Annotated in this window: 22 protein-coding genes, 1 other RNA gene and 1 pseudogene; 10 read left to right on the forward strand and 14 right to left on the reverse strand. The window is 63.1% G+C overall.

What is annotated here, in order from left to right; all coding sequences use genetic code 11:
* Nucleotides 1-5: 5 nt before the first annotated feature.
* The 12 genes from EJ072_RS09325 to ffs all read right to left on the reverse strand — a co-directional run bounded on the left by EJ072_RS09325 (nucleotide 6) and on the right by ffs (nucleotide 11516).
* On the reverse strand, nucleotides 6-344 hold the full coding sequence (locus tag EJ072_RS09325; RefSeq protein ID WP_126079434.1) for a hypothetical protein: 339 nt from the start codon (nucleotides 342-344) through the stop codon (nucleotides 6-8).
* Nucleotides 345-383: 39 nt separating this feature from the next.
* On the reverse strand, nucleotides 384-1133 hold the full coding sequence (locus tag EJ072_RS09330; RefSeq protein ID WP_126079435.1) for an ABC transporter ATP-binding protein: 750 nt from the start codon (nucleotides 1131-1133) through the stop codon (nucleotides 384-386).
* Nucleotides 1130-1966, reverse strand: a complete 837-nt coding sequence (locus EJ072_RS09335; protein WP_126079436.1) for an ABC transporter ATP-binding protein — start codon at nucleotides 1964-1966, stop codon at nucleotides 1130-1132. The genes EJ072_RS09330 and EJ072_RS09335 overlap by 4 nt, the downstream gene beginning before the upstream one ends.
* 10 nt (nucleotides 1967-1976) lie before the next feature.
* Nucleotides 1977-2897, reverse strand: coding sequence for a nickel transporter permease (gene nikC / locus EJ072_RS09340; RefSeq protein WP_126079437.1), 921 nt, complete (start codon nucleotides 2895-2897; stop codon nucleotides 1977-1979).
* On the reverse strand, nucleotides 2894-3961 hold the full coding sequence (locus EJ072_RS09345) for an ABC transporter permease (RefSeq protein ID WP_126079438.1): 1068 nt from the start codon (nucleotides 3959-3961) through the stop codon (nucleotides 2894-2896). The genes nikC and EJ072_RS09345 overlap by 4 nt, the downstream gene beginning before the upstream one ends.
* A gap of 16 nt (nucleotides 3962-3977) precedes the next feature.
* The gene (locus tag EJ072_RS09350) at nucleotides 3978-5609 is read right to left on the reverse strand and encodes an ABC transporter substrate-binding protein (RefSeq protein WP_126079439.1); all 1632 of its coding nucleotides are present in this window, start codon (nucleotides 5607-5609) and stop codon (nucleotides 3978-3980) included.
* A 266-nt stretch (nucleotides 5610-5875) separates the two neighbouring features.
* Nucleotides 5876-7153: a lytic murein transglycosylase gene (locus tag EJ072_RS09355; RefSeq protein ID WP_245467351.1), complete on the reverse strand. Its 1278-nt coding sequence runs from the start codon at nucleotides 7151-7153 to the stop codon at nucleotides 5876-5878.
* Between the two features lie 79 nt (nucleotides 7154-7232).
* The gene (recR, locus tag EJ072_RS09360) at nucleotides 7233-7838 is read right to left on the reverse strand and encodes a recombination mediator RecR (RefSeq protein ID WP_126079441.1); all 606 of its coding nucleotides are present in this window, start codon (nucleotides 7836-7838) and stop codon (nucleotides 7233-7235) included.
* 99 nt (nucleotides 7839-7937) lie between these two features.
* The gene (locus tag EJ072_RS09365; RefSeq protein WP_126079442.1) at nucleotides 7938-8933 is read right to left on the reverse strand and encodes a cell wall hydrolase; all 996 of its coding nucleotides are present in this window, start codon (nucleotides 8931-8933) and stop codon (nucleotides 7938-7940) included.
* A 215-nt stretch (nucleotides 8934-9148) separates the two neighbouring features.
* Nucleotides 9149-9472, reverse strand: a complete 324-nt coding sequence (locus EJ072_RS09370) for a YbaB/EbfC family nucleoid-associated protein (RefSeq protein WP_112127993.1) — start codon at nucleotides 9470-9472, stop codon at nucleotides 9149-9151.
* A gap of 23 nt (nucleotides 9473-9495) precedes the next feature.
* A complete protein-coding gene (locus EJ072_RS09375; protein WP_126079443.1) occupies nucleotides 9496-11313 on the reverse strand; it encodes a DNA polymerase III subunit gamma/tau in 1818 nt (605 codons plus the stop codon).
* A gap of 106 nt (nucleotides 11314-11419) precedes the next feature.
* Nucleotides 11420-11516, reverse strand: an RNA gene (gene ffs / locus EJ072_RS09380) — signal recognition particle sRNA small type.
* Between the two features lie 181 nt (nucleotides 11517-11697).
* On the opposite strand from ffs, the gene EJ072_RS09385 reads away from it, so the two are divergent.
* The 4 genes and pseudogenes from EJ072_RS09385 to EJ072_RS09400 all read left to right on the forward strand — a co-directional run bounded on the left by EJ072_RS09385 (nucleotide 11698) and on the right by EJ072_RS09400 (nucleotide 13819).
* Complete coding sequence (locus EJ072_RS09385; RefSeq protein ID WP_112127995.1) at nucleotides 11698-12117, forward strand: HIT family protein; 420 nt, start codon at nucleotides 11698-11700, stop codon at nucleotides 12115-12117.
* 34 nt (nucleotides 12118-12151) lie between these two features.
* Nucleotides 12152-13093, forward strand: coding sequence for an NAD(+) diphosphatase (nudC, locus tag EJ072_RS09390; protein WP_126079444.1), 942 nt, complete (start codon nucleotides 12152-12154; stop codon nucleotides 13091-13093).
* A gap of 10 nt (nucleotides 13094-13103) precedes the next feature.
* Nucleotides 13104-13409: a Dabb family protein gene (locus EJ072_RS09395; RefSeq protein ID WP_126079445.1), complete on the forward strand. Its 306-nt coding sequence runs from the start codon at nucleotides 13104-13106 to the stop codon at nucleotides 13407-13409.
* Nucleotides 13410-13567: 158 nt separating this feature from the next.
* Nucleotides 13568-13819: pseudogene (locus EJ072_RS09400) on the forward strand (type II toxin-antitoxin system Phd/YefM family antitoxin).
* Nucleotides 13820-13843: 24 nt separating this feature from the next.
* On the opposite strand, the gene EJ072_RS09405 reads toward EJ072_RS09400, so the two are convergent.
* Entirely contained in the window at nucleotides 13844-14707 is an 864-nt protein-coding gene (locus tag EJ072_RS09405) for a prephenate dehydratase (RefSeq protein WP_126079446.1), read from the reverse strand.
* 10 nt (nucleotides 14708-14717) lie between these two features.
* Nucleotides 14718-15446 carry a 3-deoxy-manno-octulosonate cytidylyltransferase gene (locus EJ072_RS09410; protein ID WP_126079447.1) on the reverse strand — a complete coding sequence of 243 codons (729 nt, stop codon included), beginning with the start codon at nucleotides 15444-15446 and terminating at the stop codon, nucleotides 14718-14720.
* Between the two features lie 193 nt (nucleotides 15447-15639).
* On the opposite strand from EJ072_RS09410, the gene EJ072_RS09415 reads away from it, so the two are divergent.
* From EJ072_RS09415 to EJ072_RS09440, 6 genes are all read left to right on the forward strand, one after another.
* The gene (locus EJ072_RS09415) at nucleotides 15640-16302 is read left to right on the forward strand and encodes a cytochrome c family protein (protein ID WP_126079448.1); all 663 of its coding nucleotides are present in this window, start codon (nucleotides 15640-15642) and stop codon (nucleotides 16300-16302) included.
* A gap of 158 nt (nucleotides 16303-16460) precedes the next feature.
* Nucleotides 16461-18341, forward strand: a complete 1881-nt coding sequence (locus tag EJ072_RS09420) for an extracellular solute-binding protein (protein WP_126079449.1) — start codon at nucleotides 16461-16463, stop codon at nucleotides 18339-18341.
* Nucleotides 18341-20218, forward strand: coding sequence for an extracellular solute-binding protein (locus EJ072_RS09425; RefSeq protein WP_126079450.1), 1878 nt, complete (start codon nucleotides 18341-18343; stop codon nucleotides 20216-20218). The genes EJ072_RS09420 and EJ072_RS09425 overlap by 1 nt, the downstream gene beginning before the upstream one ends.
* Before the next feature lie 30 nt (nucleotides 20219-20248).
* Nucleotides 20249-21343 carry a microcin C ABC transporter permease YejB gene (locus EJ072_RS09430; protein WP_126062887.1) on the forward strand — a complete coding sequence of 365 codons (1095 nt, stop codon included), beginning with the start codon at nucleotides 20249-20251 and terminating at the stop codon, nucleotides 21341-21343.
* Nucleotides 21343-22482 carry an ABC transporter permease gene (locus tag EJ072_RS09435; protein WP_126079451.1) on the forward strand — a complete coding sequence of 380 codons (1140 nt, stop codon included), beginning with the start codon at nucleotides 21343-21345 and terminating at the stop codon, nucleotides 22480-22482. Before EJ072_RS09430 ends, EJ072_RS09435 begins: the two co-directional genes overlap by 1 nt.
* On the forward strand, nucleotides 22479-24107 hold the full coding sequence (locus tag EJ072_RS09440) for an ABC transporter ATP-binding protein (RefSeq protein ID WP_126079452.1): 1629 nt from the start codon (nucleotides 22479-22481) through the stop codon (nucleotides 24105-24107). The genes EJ072_RS09435 and EJ072_RS09440 overlap by 4 nt, the downstream gene beginning before the upstream one ends.
* Nucleotides 24108-24141 lie beyond the last annotated feature (34 nt).

Genomic DNA, 24141 nt, shown 5'->3' on the forward strand with positions numbered 1-24141 from the left:
GGCCGTCATTCGTCATCGCGAAGGCCGAGAGGACGCGACTTGGCGCGCTGCCACGGTGATGACCTTGAGCTGCGCCAAGCGTGCCAACCCTTTGGCAAATCGGCCAATTCCAGGATGCTTTTGTCCCGGTCAACCACCTCTTGCAAGCCTACGAGCATCATGTCGCTTTCATTCCGATCCCGCGTGTCGCTGCTGTAGAACTGCCAACTGCCCCCTTCATCATTATCGTCGTCGTCATCGTCATTTTCATGCACGACGTATGCGATCCAGTCGCCGTGTCTAAATATGCCCTTGTCCGACAAGACCGCGACGTTCGGTGGGTCTTCGAAGTTCCATCGCTCCACGGAAATCTCCTAAATTGGCTATGCACCAACAGGACCATCTCAAGCCGTCCGCACGAACCCCTCACTCGCCCTGAGCAGATTGCGCGTATAATCCTCGCTGACCCGATGCCCTATCAGCTGGCTCGCGGTTAGTGTTTCCACCGCCTCTCCATTCTGCATCACCATCAGCCGCTCGCACATATGGGTGATGATGGCGAGGTCGTGGCTGACCATCAGGAAGGTGAGCTTGCGGCGGCGACGGACCTCTTCGAGAAGGTTCAGCACTTCGGCCTGAACAGAGGCGTCGAGCGCCGAGGTCGGCTCGTCGAGCAGAAGGATCGAGGGTTCGAGGATCAGCGCACGCGCGATGGCGACACGCTGGCGTTGGCCGCCGGAAAGCTGGTGCGCATAGCGGAAGCGGAAGCCCTTGCCGAGGCCGACCTCGTCCAGCGCGCGCTCGATGCGCTTCTCGCCATCGGCAATGCCATGGATCGCGAGCGGCTCCTGCAGCAGTCGGTCGACCGTCTGGCGCGGATGCAGCGACCCGTAGGGATCCTGGAACACCATCTGCACATCGCGGTAGAAAGCCTTGTCGCGGGTTTTGCCGAGCCTCTTGCCGTTGACGGTGATGGTGCCCGAAGCGACAGGCGCAAGGCCGGTGATCGCCTTTAGCAGCGTCGACTTACCGGAGCCGCTTTCGCCGACCAAGCCATAGGATTCGCCTTCCCTCACCTCGAGGTTGACGCCCTTCAGCGCGCGAAAACGGTCGAAGACCACTTCCAGCCCTTGGATGGCGATGGCGGCCGTCATGCCGCCCACTCCGGCTTGCGGTCGAGCACCGGCAGCGGATGGCGCTCGAAACCGATCCTCGGCATGCAGTTGAGCAGGCCGCGCGTGTAGGGATGCCGGGCGTCGCGCAGTTCGGACGCCTTGATCTGCTCGACCACCTTGCCGGCATACATGACGACGACCCGATCGCAGAAGGACGAGACCAGGCGCAGATCGTGCGAGATGAAGATCAGCCCCATGCCGCGCTCGGCCACGAGCTTGTCGAGGATCTTGAGCACGTCGAGCTGCACGGTGACGTCGAGCGCCGAGGTCGGCTCGTCGGCGATCATCAGTTCGGGTCCGGTGACCAGCATCATCGCGATCATGGCGCGCTGGCCCATGCCGCCCGAGACCTCGTGCGGATAAAGATCGAAGACGCGAGCCGGATCGCGGATCTGCACCGCCTGCAGCATGGCCAGAGCCCATTCGCGCGCCTCGGCCTTGGAGACCTTCTCATGCGTGCGCAGCGTCTCGACGATCTGACGGCCGATGGTCATCACCGGATCCAGCGAATATTTCGGATCCTGCAGGATCATGGCGATGCGGTTTCCCCGCAGCGACCGGCGCTGACGAGGCGAGATCGAGAGCAGGTCGATGCCGTCAAAGGCGAGCTTCTTGGCCGAAACCTCGGCCTGCGGCGGGGTCAACCCCATGATGGCGCGGCCGGTCTGCGACTTGCCGGATCCGCTTTCGCCGACGATGCCGAGACGCTCGCGGCCGAGCGAGAAGGAAACGCCGCGCACCGCTTGCACGAGACCGGTGCGGGTCGGGAAGGTGACGCGCAGATCGTCGACTTCGAGGAGCGTGTCGCTCATTGGTCACCGCTCATTGGTCGCCACTCCGGGGATCAAGCGCGTCGCGCAGGCCGTCGCCAAGCAGGTTGAAGCCGAGGCTGACGATAAGGATCGCGGCACCGGGGGCCGCGGCCACCCACCACTGGTCGAGGATGAAGCGGCGGCCGGACGCAATCATCGCGCCCCATTCGGGCAGCGGCGGCTGCGCGCCGAGGCCGAGGAAGCCGAGGCCGGCGGCGGTCAGGATGATGCCCGCCATGTCCAGCGTCACCCGGATGATCAGCGAGGAGATGCAGAGCGGCATGATGTGGCGCAGCACGATGCGGACAGGCGAGGCGCCCATCAGTTGCACCGCCTTGATGTAATCGGAGTTGCGCACCGTCAGCGTTTCGGCGCGGGCGATGCGCGCATAGGGCGGCCAGGAGGTGATTGCGATCGCCAGCACCGCATTCTCGATGCCTGGGCCGAGCGCGGCCACGAAGGCGAGCGCCAGCACCAGCTTCGGAAAGGCAAGGAAGATGTCGGTGACGCGCATCAGGATCGTGTCGGTCCAGCCGCCGGCGTAACCGGCGACGGTACCGACCAAAAGGCCGATGGGCGCGGCGATGATGGCGACGAGGATGACCACATAAAGGGTCCAGCGCGCGCCGTAGACGATGCGCGAATAGATGTCGCGGCCAAGGTCGTCGGTGCCGAACCAATGCGCGGCGCTCGGCGCCAGCAGGCGGGCGTTCTTCAGATCGCCGACAGTCGGCGAATAGGGCGCCAGCACATCGGCAAAAGCCGCGACCACCAGCAGCGCGATGATGATGAGCATGCCGACCAGCGCCAGCCGGTTGGCGGAAAAACGCCGCCAGGACACATAGGCGCGGCCGAGCCTTGCCTGCAGGCGCGATGCCGGCCGGTCGCTGAGCAGCCATTCGCGCCTGGATTGGATGGTTTCAGCGCTCATCCGATCTTCGTCCTCGGATCGAGCAGCCGGTAGAGCAGATCGGACAGGAGGTTGATGGCGATGAACACCGAGCCGATGGCGATGGTGCCGCCGAGCACGGCATTCATGTCGGCATTCTGCAGCGAATTGGTGATGTAGAGGCCGATGCCCGGCCAGGAGAAGACGGTCTCGGTCAGCACCGAGCCTTCGAGCAGGTTTGCATAGGAAAGCGCGATCACGGTGACCATGGGCACGGCGGCATTGCGCAGCGCATGGCCCCAGATGACGCGCGTCTCCGACAGGCCCTTGGCACGCGCCGCGACGACATATTCCTGCGCCAGCTCGTTCAGCATGAAGGAGCGGGTCATGCGGCTGATATAGGCGAGCGACAGATAGCCGAGCAGCGCGGCCGGCAGGACGATATGACGCCAGGCGTCGTGGAAGACGTCCCACTGCCCCTGGATCGCGGCATCGAGCAGGTAGAAGCCGGTGATCGGCGTGAAGGTGTATTCATAGACGACGTCGAGCCGCGCCGGGAAAGCGATCCATTGCAGCTTGGCGTAGAACAGCACCAGGCCGAGCAGTCCCAGCCAGAAGATCGGCACGGAATAGCCGATGAGGCCGACGACGCGGGCGATCTGGTCGATCAGGCTGCCGCGCTTGACAGCGGCCAGCACCCCGAGCGGCACGCCGATGACGGCACCGATGATCGTGCCCAGCGTCGCCAACTCGATGGTCGCCGGAAAGACGCGGCGGATATCGGACATCACCGGATTGGTGGTCAGCACCGAGGTGCCGAAGTCGCCCCTCAGCGCTGCTTTGACATAGATGTAGAACTGCTCGATCCAGGGCAGGTCGAGCCCCATCTCGCGGCGCGTGCGCTCGACGACGGCGGTCGGCGCGCGATCGCCGAGGACAGCCAGCACCGGATCGATCGGTATGACGCGGCCGATGAAGAAGGTCACCGCGAGCAGGCCGAGATAGGTCGTCACCGCGACGACCAGGAAGCGGCCGAGCGAGGATAGAATGGCGACGGCGCGGGCGCTGCCGCGCCCTGCCGCCGCCTGGTTTTCAGCTACGCTCACGGGGCGTCCGAGGACGCTATTCCTTCGAGACCGGACCGACGAAGTTGGTGTCGAAGCTCGGGCCGAGCGCGAAGCCCTTGAGGTTCTTGCGCAGCCCCGCCACTTCCAGCTGCTGGTGGATGATGACGAAGGGGCTGGTGTCGAGGATCTTCTGCTGCAGATCCTTGTACATGTCGGCGCGCTTGGCCGAATCCTTTTCCAGAAGCGCCGCCTCGGTCTGCTTGGTCAGGTCCGGGATGTCCCAGGCATTGCGCCAGGCCAATGTCTTGATCTTGGCGGCGTCGGAATTGTCCGGATTGGAGGCGAAGGTCTGCGCGTTCGAATTGGGATCGAAATAGTCCTGGCCCCAGTTGCCGATATAGATGTCGTGGTTGCGGGCGCGATATTTGGTAAGCGTCTGCTTACCATCGCCTGGGATGATCTCCAACTGGATGCCGGCCTGGCCGAGCGTCTGCTGGATCGATTCCGCCATCCCGGTGGTCGGCTGGCCGGTGCGAACGTCCATCGTCACCTTGAAACCATCCGCCAGGCCGGCCTTGGCGAGCAATTCCTTGGCCTTGGCGACGTCGAGCTTGAACGGGTTGTCGTCGATCGCGCCAAGGTCGCCCTTGGGCAGGAAGGACTGGTGGATCTCGCCGATGCCCTTGAGGATGGTGGTGCTCAGTGCGTCATAGTCGACCAGATATTTGAACGCCTGGCGAACTTCCGGCTTGGCGAGGTTCGGATTCTTCTGGTTAAGGCTGATGTAATAGACCGTGCCCTTCGGCGCGCTGGTGGTGGTGAGGTCGGCATTCTTGGCGATGGCGTCGAGATCGTTCGGCTCGAGGTTGCGGGCGACGTCGATATCGCCCGCCTCCAACGCCAGGCGCTGCGCCGAGCTTTCCTTCATGTTGCGGTAGATGACGCGCGCGAGCTTGGCCTTCTCGCCATTGTAATTGTCATTGCGCTCCAGAACGACGGCTTCGTTGGCGCGCCATTCGCGCAACTTGTATTGGCCTGAACCGGCATAGCCGGTCTTCAGCCAGGCGTTGCCGAAGTCGTTATCCCATTTGTAGTCCGCGCTCGGCGTGACGGCGGCGACATGCTCCTTGACCAGCTTCGAGTCCACGACGGAGGCGACAGTGGCGGACAGGCAGTTGAGCACGAAGCTCGGCGCGTAAGCCTTGTCGACGACGAACTGGAAGGTGGTGTCATCGACCGCCTTGGCCTTCTCGGCGACATTGTCGCCGCTGATGCCGAACTGGTTGATGATGAAGGCCGGGCTCTTGTCGAGCTTGATGGCGCGCTCGAAGGAATAGGCGACATCGGCGGCGGTGATCGGATTGCCGGACGCGAACTTCATGCCTGGCTTGAGCTTGAAGGTGTAGGTCAGGCCGTCGTCGGACACCGTCCAGCTCTCGGCGAGGTCGGGCTTGACCTTCGAGGTGTCGCTGAGATCGAGGCGGACCAGCAGATCATAGGTGTTGCCGGTGACCTCGGCGGTCGACAGCTCGAACGCCTCGCCCGGATCCATCGAGATGATGTCGTCGATGGCGAAGCCTTCGACCAGCGTGTCGGCGGGCGTGACGGCGAAGGCAGGCGTCGCGAGCAGCGCGGTCATCGCCACACCTGCAAGCAAGCTACGGACGGCAAACTTTTCCAGCATCATGATGATCGTTCCCTGTTCTTGTTGACCTGAGTTCCCGGCTCAGGGCGTATTGTTCTTGGCAAGGCCGGCAACGGCTTTGACCGCTTACCGTCGTGTTTTTTGTCCAGTTGGTCAACTCCCTATTCGATCCCGTCCGCTCGGCCGCATGGATTTTTACCAGGCGGCATATCGGACCAAATGGGCAGCGATCCGTCGACCCATGCGCCGGCTAATTGCAGCCGCCGGTCGAGAAAAATCTGCCTGTGTTCGAGCCCTGGAAGTCGCCGCTATTTCAACTGCGCGACCAAGCCTGCATCTGGAAAGCAGGTGGCGGGCTTGCCGTTCTTGGCCTGCCAGACGCCGATCGAGCGGCGCGTCTTGAAGCCGGGCAGGCCGTCGGCGCTGCCGACGTCGTAGCCCTTGGCTTCCAGCGCCCGCTGCAAGGCGGCGATGTCGGAGCGGTGCAGATCGCCGACCGGCCCCCAACTGCCGGCAAAGGTGGCGTCGCCCTTGGCGATGCGGTCGGCGGCATGGCCGATGAACAGGCCGTAGAGATCGCTGTTGTTGTATTGCTTGATGACATAGAAGTTCGGCGTGACGATGAAGGCAGGTCCGCTGCGCCCGGCCGGCATCAGCAGAAGGCCCTCAGCCTTCAATTCGCTTGCCTGAAACGCCTTGTTGTCGGCACGCCTGATGCCCATCGCCACCCAGTCGGATACCTTCTTGCCCTGGTCGGGTCCTTCGAGCGCACAGGAAACGTTTGCCGGCACGGTCACCTCGACGCCCCAGCCGCGCCCCCTCAGCCAGCCATAGTGGACGAGGTAGTTGGCGATCGAGGCGAGCACGTCGGGCGTCGAATTCCAGATGTCGGGCCGGCCATCGCCGTCGAAGTCAACGGCGTGCTTGAGGAACGAGGTTGGCATGAATTGCGGCTGGCCGAGCGCGCCGGCCCAGGACGATTTCATCGCATTGACCGGCGCCAGCCCGCGCTCGACGATGTCGAGCGCCGCCAGCACCTCCGTGCGGAAGAAGTCTTTCTTGGTCGACATGAACGCCTTGGTGCCCAGCACCTCGAAGGCATCGTAAGGCATCTTGGCCGCGCCGAAGCCGGTCTCGCGGCCCCAGATCGCCAGCACGATCTCACCGGGCACGCCGTAGCGCTTCTCGATCAGCCCGAGCACTCTTGAATTGGCGCTCTCGCGCGCCCGCCCGCCCGTGGTGACGGCGCGGATGATCTTCTCGGCGAAATAGTTGGCTGGCGGACCGAACTCGGCCTGGTGCTGCTTCTCAGGTGTCGTGGGCTTTTCGCCGGGCAGGACGAGATCTGGCAGCTTGAGGTTCGGCTTCACGCCAAGGAAGGCCTCGTCGAAGGTCTTTTTCGAGATGCCCTTGGATTTGGCTTCGGGCCAGAGATCGGTTCGAAGCCAGGCTTGGAACTGGTCGTCGATGGGGGCGGCACGGGTGGGAGTGGTGAGAATGAGGCTGAATATTGCGAGCAGAAGAAATGCGAGGCTGTATTTGGAAAAGCCTCGTTCTGTCGCCCCCCTCTCTGTCCTGCCGGACAGTCCGGCAGGACAGAGAGGGGGCCCTGGCGCTAACTTCGAAGGATTTATTCCAGTCATTCCCCGCCCCTTCGCAGTCCCCTCAAAATGCCGTTCTCGATCGCAGCGCCGCGGCCAGCGTTCCTTCGTCGAGATAATCCAGCTCGCCGCCGACCGGCACGCCATGCGCCAGCCTCGTCACCTTCACATCGAAGCCCGACAACTGATCCGTCAAATAATGCGCGGTCGTCTGCCCCTCGACGGTGGCGTTGACCGCAAGGATGACTTCCTTCACCTCGCCACCGGCGACGCGGTCGACCAAAGAGCGGATGTTGAGCTGGTCGGGACCGATGCCGTCGAGCGGCGACAGCGTGCCGCCGAGCACATGGTAGCGCACGTTCATGGCGGCCGCGCGCTCCAGCGCCCAGAGGTCGGAGACATCCTCGACGACGATCAGCGTGCCGGCGTCGCGGCGTGGATCGGTGCAGATCATGCAAGGGTCGGAGGTGTCGACATTGCCGCAGGTCGAGCAGATGCGCACCTTGTCGACCGCCTCGCCCATGGCGGCGGCCAAAGGCTCGAGCAGCTGCTCCTTCTTCTTGATGAGATGGAGCGCGGCGCGCCTGGCCGAGCGCGGCCCAAGCCCCGGCACCTTGGCCAGGAGCTGGATCAGGCGTTCGATTTCCGGACCGGCGATTCTCTTCGACATCGCCTTGATCTAGGATTTTTCCGAGCGGTTTGGAACAGCCGCAACGACACAGGCCCCGCCATGCTGCCATGACGGGCCCTGCGTCGGATGCAATCGGGTTCAGTTGGTTTCGAGCGGCCGGTCCTGGCTGACGATCATCGCGCCGATGGCGTCGGTGTTCTCAGGCGTCGACCGGAAGCCCATCGCCGCTTCCTGCGTCGCTTTGGGCACCGAGGTGATGTAACGGCCCTTGAGCGTGCCGCCGAAACGCGAGGCGTCCGGTTCGGCCATCTGTTCCTGCATCGCCACGACCGTCGGCTTCTGCGCGAGGCGGCCGGACTTCGCGGAAGGGACGGATGGTGCTGCGGAAGCCGTCACATAGGTCTCTTCGGCCGGAACGATTGCCGCCTTGGCCGGAAGCGTCGGTTCGGCCGCATCGGTCGCGACCTGCTTGGCCGGATCCTGCCGTACGATCGTCTTGACCACCGGCTCGGCGGAGGCCATCAGCACGGGAGCGGTTGGATCAATCTTCTGCTGTTTGTCGGAGGCCATGGCGACCATCGGCTCATCCGGCAGCGGCTGCCAATTGCGGCCGCGCTTCTCATAGAAGGCGTTGCCCCCGGCCACCATCGTGTAATGCATGTTCTTGTAGGGGAAGCGCAGGCCGGCGGTGTGGAAATACATCGTGTTCTTGAGCTTGGCCTTGCGCTCGCCTCTCAGCACCGCATCGGCGGCTGCCTCGACATCGGGCAGCGCCCTGGAATTCATCGGCCGCGTCAGAACGCCCGGCGCGAACTGGCCCTTCTCGCCGACGACGTCGCAGATGGTGCTGCCATGCTGGCCTGAACGCAGACGGTTCATCACGACCGTGCCGACAGCGATCATGCCATCGCGGCTCGACCGGTTCGATTCGAAGAACATCGCCCTTTGCAGGCATTCCTTGTCCTTCAGCGAGTGGCTGGAGGAACGCGTGAGGAAGCTCGGCGTCAGCGCATCGGTCAGTCCCGACACCGACATGCCATGGGAGGAAGTGGTCTGGCTGCAGCCGGCCAGGAGCAAGGGGGAAGTGACGATGCCGATAAGCAGCAGCGGCGTCTTCCATCGCTTCGCGATCACCAAAAAAGCCTCATGTCCAAGATGCCAGCCCGCCCCGAGATGTGGCAGGAATGAGACTCTTTCAGGCAAAAAGATGGCTAGAGGGTTAGCAATTTCTGGACTTGGGTAAAACTTTATGAAAGCCGCGAAATGAGCCCGTGAGCATTGCCGGCAAAATGGGTAATATTGCCGTCCGGACTCGATTTCCGTTCATAATCAATTAACTGGAGGCTGCCTCAGAACGGCAATTTCATTCCAGGGGGAATCGGCAGGCCCGCCGTCAACGCCTTGGTCTTCTCCTGCATGACCTGCTCGACCTTACTTTTGGCGTCATTGTGGGCGGCCAGGATGAGGTCCTCGAGGATCTCGGCTTCGTCCGCCTTGATCAGCGACGGATCGATCTTCAGCGCCTTCATCTCGAACTTGCCGGTGAGCGTGATGCTGACCAGGCCGCCGCCAGCCTGGCCGGTGGCTTCAAGCGTGGCGATCTCGTCCTGCATGGCCTGGAACTTGGCCTGCATTTCCTTCGCCTTGCCCATCAGGCCGAGAAGATCTTTCATCGGGGTGGTCCTCTAAGATTGTTTCAGATTTCGTCGTCGTCGGACGCAGGCTCGACCGGAACTTCGGCTTCGGCCTCTTCCACGTCCGGCACATCCGGAATGCGCACGTCGATGATCTTGGCGCCCGGGAAGCGAGCAAGGATGGCCGCGACAGTCGGATCCGCCTTGGCGTCGGAGAAGGCGTTCTCGCGCTTGGTCGTCTCCATCTCGGCCAGTGTCTGGCCGCCCTCTTCCTTCGACAGCGACACCAGCCAGTTGCGGCCGGTCCAGGCGCGCAGCTTGGAGGTCAGGTCGTTGAGCAGCATCTTCGGCGCGTCGTCGGTCAGGGTGACGTCGAGACGACCGGGCTCGATGCGCACCGGCCGCACGTAACGCTTCAGTTGCACCTTGAAGGCGATGTCGCGATTGGCGTCGGCGAGCGCGACGATGTCGGCCAGCGATTTCACCGGAACGACGGGCGCTTCGGCGACCGGCGCCGGTTGCGGAACGTAGGCCTCCGGCACAGGCTGCGCCTCGACCAGCCGCATCGTCTGGGCGCCGCCATTTGAACTGGGGATCCGCGCCTGCGCCACGGCACCGGCGCCGCCGCCATTGCCTGGATTTGCCGGTGCGCCATTGGCGCGCGGCGCGCCATTCGGCAGAGGACCCGCGCCTTCCAGCGATTTCAGCGCCTCGTCCAGCGTCGGCAGATCGGCGGCATGCGCCAGCCTGATCAGCACCATCTCGCCGGCGCTGACCGGCCGGTTGGAGGACTGCACCTCGGGAATGCCCTTGAGCAGCATCTGCCAGGTCCGCGACAGCACGCGCACCGAGAGCGTGCCTGCGAATTCGGCGCCGCGCCGGCGCTCGTCCTCGGAAAGCGACGCATCGTCGGCCGCGGCCGGCACGAAGCGCAGGCGGGTGACGAGGTGGTTGAACTCGGCAAGGTCGGTGAGCACGGCGGCCGGATCGGCGCCGGTGTCGTATTGCGCGCGGAACTCGGCGAGCGCCGCCGCGACGTCGCCCTTCATGACGTGCTCGAACAGGTCGATGATGCGGGCGCGGTCGGCGAGGCCGAGCATTGCGCGCACCGCATCGGCGCTGACGGTGCCGCTGCCATGGGCGATCGCCTGATCGAGAATGGACAGCGAATCGCGCGCCGAGCCTTCGGCGGCGCGCGCGATCATGGCGAGCGCGTCGTCGTCGACGGAAATGCCTTCCTTGGCGGCAATCGAGGACAGATGCCCGACCAGCGCGCCGGCATCGATGCGCCTCAAATCGAAGCGCTGGCAGCGCGACAGGACCGTGATCGGCACCTTGCGGATCTCGGTCGTGGCGAAGATGAATTTGACGTGCGGCGGCGGCTCTTCCAGCGTCTTCAGCAGGCCGTTGAAGGCCTGGGTTGAGAGCATGTGCACTTCGTCGATGATGTAGACCTTGTAGCGGGCCGAGACCGGCGCGTAGCGCACGCGGTCGATGATGTCCCTGATGTCGTCGATGCCGGTGTGCGAGGCGGCGTCCATCTCGATGACGTCGACATGGCGGCCTTCCATGATCGCCTGGCAGTGCTCGCCGGGGACCGAAAGGTCGACGGAGGGCTGGTCGACGGTCGCCGTCTTGTAGTTGAGGGCACGCGCGAGGATGCGCGCTGTCGTCGTCTTGCCGACGCCGCGGACGCCGGTCAGCATCCAGGCCTGGGCGATGCGGCCGGTGGCAAAGGCATTGGTCAGCGTGCGGACCATCGGCTCCTGGCCGATCAGCTCGGAGAAATTCGAGGGACGATATTTACGCGCCAGGACGCGATAGGCGCCGGCCTTACCGGTCTCCAGGCTTTCCGTCCCCAAGTTTCCGGCTTCGCTCATTCGCCGTCAAAAGCTCCCAGGACCGCGACGGAAGGCGGCCGATTCCTGCGCATAGTCTCGCCCGCACGGCTTGGCGCCGTCAATGTCGCGGGAGAAAGGCGAAGAGGTGGGAGGCTGGAACAATGACCCGTTCCGGGCTCGTTAGGGCTGCTTCCTTCCGGACCTGACCCGGTTGGCGAGTGGATCGTCCACCACCAACCTCCCGCGCTCCATATCGGCAATTCAGCGGCGAAATGCAAGGGCAGAGCCGGAGCCTGCGGCCATATGGAGACCGGAAAGTCCCTCAAATCGCCAAGAGCGGTCAATGAATCGCTTGCAGCCACCTTGCCGCCGCTCTAGCGTTCGTTGGTTTGAAGAATGCTACAAGAAACAAAGGAAACGCCCATGCTGCCTGGCCTCAAGGCCGGTTTCACGCTGGACGCCCGTCTGGAGGCGGACAGCGAGCAGCTTATGTGGCTTGGCCTTTGCGAACTCCGATTGATGAATGATCGCCGCTGGCCGTGGCTAGTGCTGGTGCCGCAGCGTCCGGGCATCGAGGAGTTGCACGAAATGACGCCGCTCGACCAGGCGATGCTGACCTTCGAGACCAATATGGTGGCGCAGGCGCTGAAGCGGGTGACCGGCTGCACCAAGATAAACACCGGCGCTCTGGGCAACATCGTGCGCCAGCTGCATGTCCATGTCGTCGCCCGCTCCGAGGGCGACCCCGGCTGGCCGGGTCCGGTCTGGGGGCACGGCATACGCGAACCCTATCAGCGCTCCGATATCAGGCGGTTTGCCGAAACGATCAAGGCGGCGTTATAAGCTGACCAGTGTCCACCAGCATACCTGAGTCCCCATGAGCTTCCGCCTGTTTGACGCGCCTTTGCGCGAGCCGAGCCAGTTTGTCGGGTTCGCCGGCAACCGGATCGACCGGCAGTCCGAGAACCGCGCCGACGACGCGGTCGAAAAGGCGCTGGCCGACCAGACCACGCGGCTTATGCTGATGCATGCCGGCCGGCTTTACCTCAAACTCGACGGCGGCAAATTCGACCCCTGGTTCAACGTGGCCGAGAGCGAGACCTTCGATGTCTCGCTCGACCGTGGCGTGCTGCTCGGCTTCTCAGAGGAAGGCCCGGTGCTGGCCGTGCCTGCGGGCATTGAGCCGGAAAATCTCCCCGAGACGGTCAAGGCGATCGACTATCGTTCCGTCTATATGCAAGGGCTGATCGACGAGGCGGCGGCCGGCGCGCTGGCGCAAGGAGCGGCGCTGCTCGCTTGGCACGCCAGCCACGCCTTCTGCTCGAAATGCGGGAACCGCTCGGAAATGCGCGCCGGCGGCTACAGGCGCCACTGTCCGGCCTGCGGCACCGATCACTTTCCGCGCACCGACCCGGTGGCGATCATGCTGACGGCAACGCGCGAAAAATGCCTGCTGGGGCGCGGCCGGCATTTCGCGCCGGGCATGTATTCGGCGCTTGCCGGCTTCATCGAGCCGGGCGAGACGATCGAGGCGGCGGTGCGGCGCGAGACGCTGGAAGAGGCCGGCATCCGGCTCGGCCGCGTCGTCTACCACGCCAGCCAGCCCTGGCCGTTCCCCTATTCGCTGATGATCGGCTGCTTCGGCGAGCCGCTCAACGAGGATATCCAGGCTGACCTCAACGAGCTGGAGGATTGCCGCTGGTTCTTCCGAGCCGAGGTGCGCACGATGCTGGACAGGACGCATGCCGACGGCTTGATTACGCCGCCGAAAGGGGCGATCGCCCATCACCTCATCCGCGCCTGGGTCGACAGCGAATAGGAGCGCAAGAATGATCCGTCATACCGTGGTGTTCACCTTGAAGCACGAGCCGCATTCGCTGGAGACAAAGCGCTTCCTGCACGACGCGAAGAAAATCCTTACCGGGATCAAGGGCGTCACGCATTTCGAGCAGCTGCGGCAGGTGAGCCCGAAGAACGACTACCAGTTCGGCTTCTCGATGGAGTTCGCCGACCAGGCGGCCTACACGCGCTACAACGAGCACCCCGACCACGTTGCGTTCGTGCGCGATCGCTGGGTGCCGGAGGTCGAGAAGTTCTTGGAGATCGATTACGTGCCGTTGGGCGCGGTGATCTAAGCGCAAGTCGTTGTAAAACAGGGTGAGCCGCCAGGCACACTCCTAGCACGGCGGCACAACCAATCACTTGATATGGCTGGTCATCCATTCGCTCAATCTTGCAATTCCTGCTCAAGCGGATCAGATGTGGTTACGCAATCTCGTTTTGCGAAAGTGATATGATCACTACGCTTTCATGCCGTGAACTCAAACAGGATCTTGGCCGCGCAAAACGCGCTGCCAAGGACGGCCCTGTGATCATCACCGACAGTGGGCGGCCAGTGCATGTCCTCATGTCGTTCGATGAATATTAACGGCTCACCGGCAAAACGCGGTCGCTCGGTGACATGCTGGCTATGCCGGAGGTGGGTGACCTTGATTTGCCGCTGCCGCCCCACACGGAACACGCCCTACCAGTAGACTTGTCCTGATGCTGTAGCTCGATATTCGTGGCCCTAATCAGCCACCTTCCACTGCTCGCGCGAGGCGCTCGCCGGATAGACGCCAAGGATGCGCATCTCGCGCGAGAAGAAGCTCAGCTCGTGAAGCGCCAGCTTGACCAGCGGATCGTCCGGGTGGCCTTCGATGTCGGCGTAGAACAGCGTCGCGGTGAAGGCGCCGAGTTGGTAGCTCTCGAGCTTGGTCATGTTGATGCCGTTGGTGGCGAAGCCGCCCATGGCCTTGTAGAGCGCGGCAGGCACGTTGCGGACGCGGAAGATGAAGGTCGTCATCATCTTGGCGTCCGGCGTGGGCCGCTCCACCCATTGCTTGTTCTTGGTCAAGACGACGAAGCGGGTGACGTTGGAGTCGGTGTCCTCGACATTCTTCTCGATGATGTCGAGCCCATAAAGCTCCGCGGCAAGAGCCGGCGCCAGCGAGGCCATGGTGCGGTCCTTGACCTCCGACACCATCTTCGCCGAACCCGCCGTGTCACCGGCGATCACCGGCTTCCAGCCGTTCTTGCGGATATATTTGCGGCACTGTCCCAACGCGTGGATGTGGCTGTGCACGGTCTTGATCTCTTCGCGCTTCACTCCCGGCAGCACCATCAGCTGGAAGTGGATCGGCAGGAAATATTCGCCGACGATGTGCAGCTTCGATTCCGGCAACAGGTGATGGATGTCGGCGACCCGGCCGGCGATCGTGTTCTCGATCGGGATCATGGCGAGCTCGGCCTTGCCGGTCTCGACCGCATTGAAAGCATCCTCGAAGGTCGGGCAGGGCAAAGGGTCCATGGTGGGGAACATGTTGCGGCACGCCGTGTCGGAATTGGCGCCGGGTTCGCCCTGGAAGGATATTCTGTTGGTCTTTGCGGTCATGCGGATGGTCTCAGCTTGAAAGGATCTGCCTGGCGCGTTCCAGGTCGTGCGGCGTGTCGACGCCCAGCGGCAGCGACTGAACGATCTCGGCGTCGATGCGCATGCCGGCTTCCAGCGCCCGCAATTGCTCCAGCCGCTCGCGGCGCTCCAGCGGCGAGGGCTTGAGCGCCACGAAGCGTTCGAGCGCTGCACGGCGATAGGCGTAGAGGCCGATGTGATGGTAGAGCGGCCCCTCGCCCCAGGGCGCGGTGGCGCGGGTGAAATAAAGCGCTTTCAACCGCGTCGCGGAACGTGGTGAGCCGACGATCTTGACCACATTCGGGTTGGTCTTTTCCTCGTCGCGCACGATCTCGACGCCGAGCGTGGCGATGTCGACCGATTTGTCCTCAAACGGCCGCAGCGACGCGCCGATGATCTCGGGATCGATGGTCGGCAGGTCGCCCTGCACATTGACGATCGTTTCCACTTGCTTTTCAGGGTCGAGAGCCGTCAGCGCCTCGAAGATGCGGTCCGAGCCCGATTCGTGACCAATGCGGGTCATGACCGCCTCGAAGCCATGCGCCCGCACGGCCTCAGCGACAGCTTGCGTGTCGGTCGCCACCACGACGCGGCCGAGCCCAGCCTCGGCGGCGCGGCGGGCGACATGGACGATCATCGGCGCGCCCGCAATGTCGGCCAGCGGCTTGCCCGGCAGGCGCGTCGAGGCCATGCGGGCGGGGATCAGGATCAAGGTTGACATCGGATTTTGGAGCGGTCGAAAAACAGGGGTGGAAAAGTGGCAAAAGGTCTCACTGGAAGCGCCCTTATAGGTGTTGCAACGCCAGAGCAAAAGACCTAGTTTCCGCCCGGTTTGACTGGCCTTTCAGGGCAGTTCGCGATACCGACGGACGGAGTGGACGGGACGGTCCGCCGGAAAAGGGAGCAAGGGGCGTATGGATTCCAACGAAGTCAACAAGCTGCTCGGCGGATTTCTGGGAACCTGCTTCATCGTCTTTTCGATAGGCCTCGTCTCGGACGGGCTGTTCGCCTCGCCCGCCCCCGAAAAGCCCGGCTTCGCCATCGAGGCGCAGGAGCCGACCGAAGGCGGCGCGGCCGCGCCGGCCGCGGCTGAAAAGCCGATCGCCGATCTGCTCGCCAGCGCCAGCGCCGATGCGGGCGCCGCCATCTTCAAGAAGTGCCAGGCCTGCCATTCCGGCGAAAAGGGCGGTCCGAACAAGGTCGGTCCGGATCTCTGGGACATCGTCGACCGCCCCGTCGCCGAGCACGAGGGCTTTGCCTATTCGTCCGGCATGAAGGATTTTTCCAAGGGCGGCCAGGAGCATTGGACCTACGACAACCTCAACCACTTCATCACCTCGCCGAAGAAGTTCGTGAAGGGCACGGCGATGGGCTTCGCCGGCCTGCCGAAGGAAGAAGACCGTGCCAACGTGATCGCCTATCTGCGCACGCTGTCGGACAATCCGAAGCCGCTGCCGCAGCCGGGCGCCGCCGCCGACGCCTCGGCAAAGCCGGCCGAAGCCGCCAAGCCGGCGGATGGCGCTGCCAAGCCGACCGAGGAAACCGCTCCAGCCAAGCCTGCGGCGCCTGCTCAATAAACAATTTGTAATCGAGATATCCTCAGAAAAGCCGGGTTCGTCCCGGCTTTTCTGTTAGGAAACCTGCATGGACAGCTACAAAGGCCATCCCTTGCGGTTTCCACCGGCGTCAAATGATCTAGATTGCGGGTGGTTGGAACTAGCGACGAGGAGAACGCATGACGGTTGGCCGATTCCGCACGCTTTTCGCATCGGCGCTGGCGCTCGCCTTCGCCTCGAGCCTGCAGGCCAGCTTCGCCGATGAGTGGCACACGACGTCCTCGCTGATCGGACCTTCCAAATACGGCGAGAACTTCCAGCGCTACGACTACGTCAATCCGGATGCGCCGAAGGGCGGCACCTACAACTCCGTTGTTGTAGGCACCTTCGACAGCTTCAACCCTTACATTGTGCAGGGATCGTCGGCCGCCGGCTTCGCAGAGTTCGGCGGCGGCCTGCTCTATGACACGCTGATGGACCAGGCGACGGATGAGGGCAGCGTAAGCCATCCTCTGATTGCCGAGGCCTACAAATATCCGGCGGATTATTCGTCTGCGACCTATCGGCTTAACCCCCAAGCCAAATGGCATGACGGACAGCCGATCACCGCCGACGACGTGATCTGGTCGTTCCAGGTGCTGAAGGCCAACAGCCCGATGTATAGCCGCTATTTCGAGAACGTGACCGAGGCCGTCGCCATTTCGGACCGGGAGGTCGAGTTCCATTTCAACCAGAAGGGCAATCGGGAACTGCCCAAGATCCTCGGCGACCTCGTCGTCTTGCCGAAGCACTGGTGGGAGGGCACCGACCCCAGCGGCAAGAAGCGCGACATAACGAAGTCGACGCTGGAACCGCCGCTCGGCTCCGCCGCCTACAAGATCGCAAGCTTCAAGCCGGGCTCGGAGATCGTCTGGCAACGCGTTCCGGATTATTGGGGCGCCAAGCTGCCGGTGAAGATCGGCCGCGAGAATTTCGACATCCAGCGCTTCACCTACATCCTGGACGACAATGCCGCATGGCAGGCCTTCACCAAGGGCGGATTTCAGGATCTCAAACCGGAGAACAGCTCGAGGCGTTGGGCGACATTCTACAATTTCCCGGCGATCAAGGCTGGCGACGTGATCAAGAAGGAGTTCAAGACCACCTCGCCCGAGCCGATGCAGGCTTTCATGCTCAACCAGCGGCGCCGACTATTCCAGGATCGTCTTGTGAGGGCAGCACTGACATATCCATTCGATTTCGAGACGATGAACCGCACGCTGTTCTACAACTCGAACACGCGTACCCAGAGCTATTTCCAGGGCACGGAGCTTGCGTCGAGCGGGCTGCCGCAAGGCAAGGAACTCGAAATCCTGGAGAAGTATCGCGACAAGCTTCCGCCGGAACTCTTCACGCAGGAATTCAAGCTGCCGGTCTATGATTCACCGCAAGCGGAACGGAAATACCTGAAGCAGGCGGTCGATCTCTTCGCCCAGGCAGGCTGGGCGATCAAAGGCGGCAAGATGGTGAACGCCAAGACCGGCGAGCCGTTCAAATTCGAAGTCCTCGGCGCGGCGGACACGGACCAGGTGATTTCCAGCCCTTGGATCGCTAATCTGCGCAAGATCGGTGTCGATGCGACGCTGCGCATCATCGATCCGACGCAGTACATCAACAGGCGCAACAATTTCGACTACGACGTCATCATCGGCCAGCTTGGCCAGTCGGAATCGCCTGGGAACGAGCAGCGAGACTTCTGGAGTTCGAAGGCGGCGGACACGCCAGGATCGCGCAACTATTCCGGCATCAAGAGCCCGGTCGTCGATGCGCTCGTCGACCGCATCATCTTCGCCACCGACCGCGACGATCTCATCGCCACGACCCATGCGCTCGATCGCGTCCTGTTGTGGAACTACTATACCGTGCCGCAATATTACCGCGCGGTGGTTTGGCTTGCCTACTGGAACAAGTTCGGCATGCCTGAGAAGCAGCCCACCTACCGGGGCGCTGATATCGATTCCTGGTGGATCGACCCCGCGAAGGAAAAGGCGCTGGCCGCCAAGTACAAGGGCCTCAATTGATGGAGCGGCGGACTTTGCTTCCTCGCCGCGATTTCCTGGCGCTCGGCGCCGCAGCCACTGCCGCCGCACTGCTGCCAGGCCGGGCGTTTGCCGACACGCCGACCGGCGTCAAGCTGCACGGCCTGTCGGCCTTCGGCGACCTGAAATACAAGCCCGACTTCACGCATTTCGACTATGTCAACGTCGATGCGCCGCAAGGCGGCACCTTCAATTTCTCGCCGCCCAATTGGGGCGCCAACCAGAGTCCGCAGACCTTCAACACGCTGAATTCCTTCGTCCCCAAGGGCGATTCCCCGCAGCGCATGGAGATGTGCTTCGATACGCTGATGGCGAGGGCGCTCGACGAGCCTGATGCTGTTTACGGGCTGATCGCCCAAAGCGTGACGATTTCTGACGACCGCAACAGTTTCACCTTCTCGCTGCGCCCGCAGGCACGGTTCCACGATGGTTCCCAGCTGACTGCGGAAGACGCCGCCTTCACCTTCAAGCTGCTGAAGGACAAGGGCCATCCCGACTACGCGCTGTCGCTGACCCACCTCGACGACGCGGCAGCCGTCGACGTTCACACGCTGCAGCTCAAATTCTCAGGCAAGCAGTCGGCCCGCACCATCCTCAACGTGGTCAGTTTTCCGATCCTTTCGAAGGCCTTCTTCACGGCCAACCCGTTCGATTCCTCCCAGCTCAACCCGCCGCTCGGCTCAAGCGCCTACAAGGTCGGGCGCTGGTCCGCGGGCGCCTGGATCGAATATGAGCGCGTGGCCGACTATTGGGGTAACGACCTGCCGGTCAATCGCGGCCAGAACAATTTCAGACGTATCCGCATCGAATTCTACCAGGATCGTACGGCCGGGTTCGAGGCCTTCAAGAAGGGCGAGATCCTCTACCGCGAGGAGTTCACCTCGCGCGTCTGGGCGACGGCCTACGACTTCCCGGCCTTTACCGCCGGCAAGGTGATCAAGCATGAGTTCCCGGCCGAAACCACGCCTTCCATGCAGGCCACCGCGGTCAACCAGCGGCGTGAGCAATTCAAGGATCCACGTGTTCGGCAGGCGATCGCGCTCTGTTTCGATTTCGAATGGACGCGGCGCAACTTCTTCTATGGCTCCTACGAGCGCTCGCAGTCCTGCTTCGAGAAATCCGACTTCCGGGCCGAGGGCATGCCAACGCCGCAGGAGCTGGCGCTGCTGGAATCACTGCGCGACCAGCTGCCGCCGGAGACCTTCGGTGAAGCGGTGACGCAACCGCCATCGGATGGGTCCGGACGAGATCGCAAGCAACTGAGCGCTGCGCTGAAATTGCTCGCAGAGGCTGGCTGGAAACGCTCCGGCGATTTCGTGCTCAATGACAAGGGCGGCCGGCTGGCGGCTGAATTTCTGGTCGACGACGAGACCTTCGTGCAGGTCTATTCGCCTTGGGTCGCCAATATGAAGGCCATCGGCATCGATGCTTCGATCCGCCTGGTGGATTCGGCGCAGTACCAGCTCAGGCAATCGACATTCGATTTCGACCTGCTGTCGGCCGCCTTCAACTTCAGCGCCACGCCGACCCGCGACGATCTGGAGATCTTCTTCCACTCGCGGAGCGCCGCGGTGTCGGGCTCGCGCAACCTGTCGGGCATTGCAAACCCGGCCGTCGATGCGCTGATCGATGCCGTCGGCGCTGCCAAAGACCGTGAAAGCCTGACCACCGCCATGCGCGCGTTGGACCGGGCCTTGCGCGCGCGGCGCGATTGGATTCCAAGTTGGTATCTGGCGAATCACCGAAGCGCCTATTGGGACATGTTCGGCTTTCCAGGGCAGAAACCCGATTTCGGCTTTCCGGTCGAGGCGCTGTGGTGGTTCGACAAGGGCAAGGCGGCAAAGATTGGCAAAGCCTGACATGATCATCCGCGCGGGGCCTGTCGCCTGATGGGCGCCTATATCCTGCGCCGCATTCTTCTCATGATCCCGACGCTGTTCGGCATCATGGCGATCTCCTTCGCGGTCATCCAGTTCGCGCCGGGCGGCCCGGTCGAGCAGGTGATCGCCAAGCTGACCAACCAGGGCGGCAACGACCGCCTCGGCAGCGGTGGCGGCGACGCCGGTGGCGGCAATCTCGACGTGGCCGGTGATGTCGGCTCGAAATATCGCGGCGCGCAGGGGCTCGACCCCGAATTCATCAAGAAGCTGGAAAAGCAGTTCGGCTTCGACAAGCCGCCGCTCGAGCGCTTCGGCATGATGCTGTGGAATTATATCCGCTTCGATTTCGGCGACAGCTATTTCCGCGATATCTCGGTGCTGAACCTGATCCTGGAGAAGATGCCGGTCTCGATTTCCATCGGTCTGTGGATCACGCTTTTGTCCTACCTGATCTCGATCCCGCTCGGCATCCGCAAGGCGGTGAAGGACGGCTCGACCTTCGACGTCTGGACCAGCGGCGTCGTCATCGTCGGCTATGCCATTCCCGGCTTCCTGTTCGGCATCCTTCTGATGGTGCTGTTTGCCGGCGGTTCGTTCTGGGACTGGTTCCCGCTGCGCGGCATCGTTTCGGACAATTGGGACCAGCTGTCCTGGCCCGCCAAGATCGCCGACTATTTCTGGCATATGACGCTGCCGCTGACGGCGCTGGTGCTGTCGGCTTTCGCAACGACCACCCTGCTGACCAAAAACTCTTTCCTCGAAGAGATCCGCAAGCAATATGTCGTGACGGCGCGCGCCAAGGGCCTGTCGGAGCACAAGGTGCTCTATGGACACGTCTTCCGCAACGCCATGCTGATCGTGATCGCCGGCTTTCCCGGCGCCTTCATCTCGGCCTTCTTCACCGGCTCGCTGCTGATCGAGAACATCTTCTCGCTCGACGGCCTCGGCCTGCTCGGCTTCAAGTCGGTGATCGACCGCGACTATCCGGTGGTGTTCGCCACGCTTTACATCTTCTCGCTGCTTGGCCTGTTCGTCGGCCTTCTGTCCGACCTGATCTACACCTGGGTCGATCCGCGCATCGACTTCGAGCGGAGAGACATCTGATGGCCGAGGCTGCGATCGAAAGCGCGCCGGCCAGGCCTCGCAGGCCATTCCTGTCGCCGCTCAACCAGAGGCGGTTGCAGAATTTCAAGGCCAACCGGCGCGGCTACTGGTCCCTCTGGATCTTCCTGTTCCTGTTCGTGCTGTCGCTGTTTTCCGAGCTGATCGCCAATGACAAGCCGATCATCGCCTCCTACAAGGGCGAGATCCTGTTTCCGGTCCTGGTCGCCTATCCGGAAGAGAAGTTCGGTGGTTTCTACGCCGTCACCGACTATCGCGATCCGGTCATCCAGGACGAGATCAATGCCAATGGCTGGATGATCTGGCCGGCGGTCCGTTACTCCTATCAGACCGTCAACAACGCCATTCCAGAGCCGGCGCCGGCAAAACCATCCTGGCTTTACGACAAGAACAAGCGCTGCGGCCAATACCCGAAGGGAGAGGCCGACGAGAACTGCGTTGTGGGCAACTGGAACTGGCTGGGCACCGACGACCAGGCCCGCGACGTGCTGGCCCGAGTGCTCTACGGCTTCCGCATCTCGGTTCTGTTCGGGCTGATCCTGACGCTCGGCTCGTCGCTGATCGGCGTCGCGGCCGGCGCGGTGCAAGGCTATTTCGGCGGCTGGACCGACCTTCTCTTCCAGCGTTTCATCGAGATCTGGTCGGCGATCCCGGTGCTCTACCTGCTGCTCATCGTCTCGGCCATCCTGCCGCCCGGCTTCTTCATCCTGCTCGGCCTGATGCTGCTGTTCTCATGGGTGGCCCTGGTCGGAGTGGTGCGGGCCGAATTCCTGCGCGCCCGCAACTTCGAATATGTCAACGCGGCGCGCGCGCTCGGCGTGCCAAACCTCACCATCATGTTCCGGCACCTGTTGCCCAACGCCATGGTGGCGACGCTGACCTTCCTGCCCTTCCTGCTCTCCGGCTCGATCTCGACGCTGACCTCGCTCGACTATCTCGGCTTCGGCCTGCCGCCCGGCTCGGCCTCGCTCGGCGAATTGCTGAAACAGGCGCAACGCAACCTCAACGCGCCCTGGCTCGGCATTTCGGGCTTCATCGTCATCTCGCTGATGCTGTCGCTGCTGGTCTTCATCGGCGAGGCGACACGCGACGCCTTCGATCCGCGCAAGACGTTCAAATGAGCGAAGCCCTGCTGTCCGTCCAAGATCTGAGCGTCGCCTTCGCGCAGGGCGGCAAGCAGTCCATCGCCGTCGACCATATCTCGTTCGACATCGGCAAGGGCGAGACGGTTGCCCTGGTCGGCGAATCCGGCTCGGGCAAATCGGTATCGGCGCTGTCGGTGCTGAAGCTCCTGCCCTATCCCGCCGCCAGCCATCCCTCGGGCAGAATCCTGTTCAGCGGCGCCGACCTGCTCGCCATGAACGAGAAGGCGTTGCGCGGCGTGCGCGGCAACAAGATCACCATGATCTTCCAGGAGCCGATGACCTCGCTCAACCCGCTGCACACGGTCGAGCAGCAGATCGTCGAGGTGCTGCAACTGCATCAAGGCCTGCGCGATGCTCCGGCCAGGGCGCGCACGCTGGAGCTGCTCAACGAGGTCGGCATCCGCGAGCCGGAGAAACGTCTCGACGCCTACCCGCACCAGCTCTCCGGCGGCCAGCGCCAGCGCGTCATGATCGCCATGGCTTTGGCTAACGAGCCGGAGCTTTTGATCGCCGACGAGCCGACGACGGCGCTCGACGTGACCGTGCAGGCGCAGATCCTCCAGTTGCTCGCGGAGTTGAAAAGCCGCAAGGGCATGTCGATGCTGTTCATCACGCACGACCTCGGCATCGTCAGGAAGATCGCCGACCGTGTCTGCGTGATGACCAAGGGCAAGATCGTCGAGACCGGGCCGACCAAGGAGATCTTCGCCAACCCGCAACATCCTTACACGAAGCATCTCTTGGCCGCAGAGCCGAAGGGCAAGCCGCCTGCGGCAGACCCGGGCGCCAAATCCGTCATGGCGGGCAAGGACATGAAGGTCTGGTTCCCGATCAAGAGGGGCTTCTTCCGCAAGACCGTCGACCATGTGAAGGCCGTGGACGGCATCGACGTCACCGTGCGCGCCGGCCAGACGCTGGGCGTGGTCGGCGAATCCGGTTCGGGCAAGACGACGCTCGGGCTGGCGCTCGCGCGGATGATCTCCTCGACCGGCACGATCAACTTTAACGGACGCGACATCAACCAGCTCTCCTTCAGCGCCATGCGGCCGCTCAGGCGCGAATTGCAGATCGTTTTCCAGGACCCGTTCGGATCGCTCAGCCCACGCCTGTCGGTTTCCGAGATCATCGAGGAAGGGCTGAAGATCCACGAGCCGAAGCTCTCGCCCGACCAGCGCGACGACAAGGTGGTCGCCGTGCTGAAGGAGGTCGGTCTCGATCCGGAAACGCGCCATCGCTACCCGCACGAGTTCTCCGGCGGCCAGCGCCAGCGCGTCGCCATCGCGCGCGCCATGGTGCTCAATCCGCGCTTCGTCATGCTCGACGAGCCGACCTCGGCGCTCGACATGAGCGTGCAGGCGCAGGTGGTCGATCTTTTGCGTAACCTGCAGGCCAAGCACAATCTCGCCTATCTCTTCATCAGCCACGACCTCAAGGTCGTCCGCGCCCTTGCCAATGACGTCATCGTCATGCGCAATGGCAAGGTCGTCGAAGCGGGACCTTCCGAACAGATCTTCGGCAGCCCGCAGACCGACTATACGCGGGCGCTGATGGCGGCGGCCTTCAAGATCGAGACGGCGCCGACCGGCGTGGTCAGCGAATAGGCCCGGCTGGATTGACGTAACAAGGACTGAATCC

Origin of the sequence: Mesorhizobium sp. M2A.F.Ca.ET.046.03.2.1 (assembly GCF_003952425.1) — a bacterium.
Lineage (GTDB): Bacteria > Pseudomonadota > Alphaproteobacteria > Rhizobiales > Rhizobiaceae > Mesorhizobium.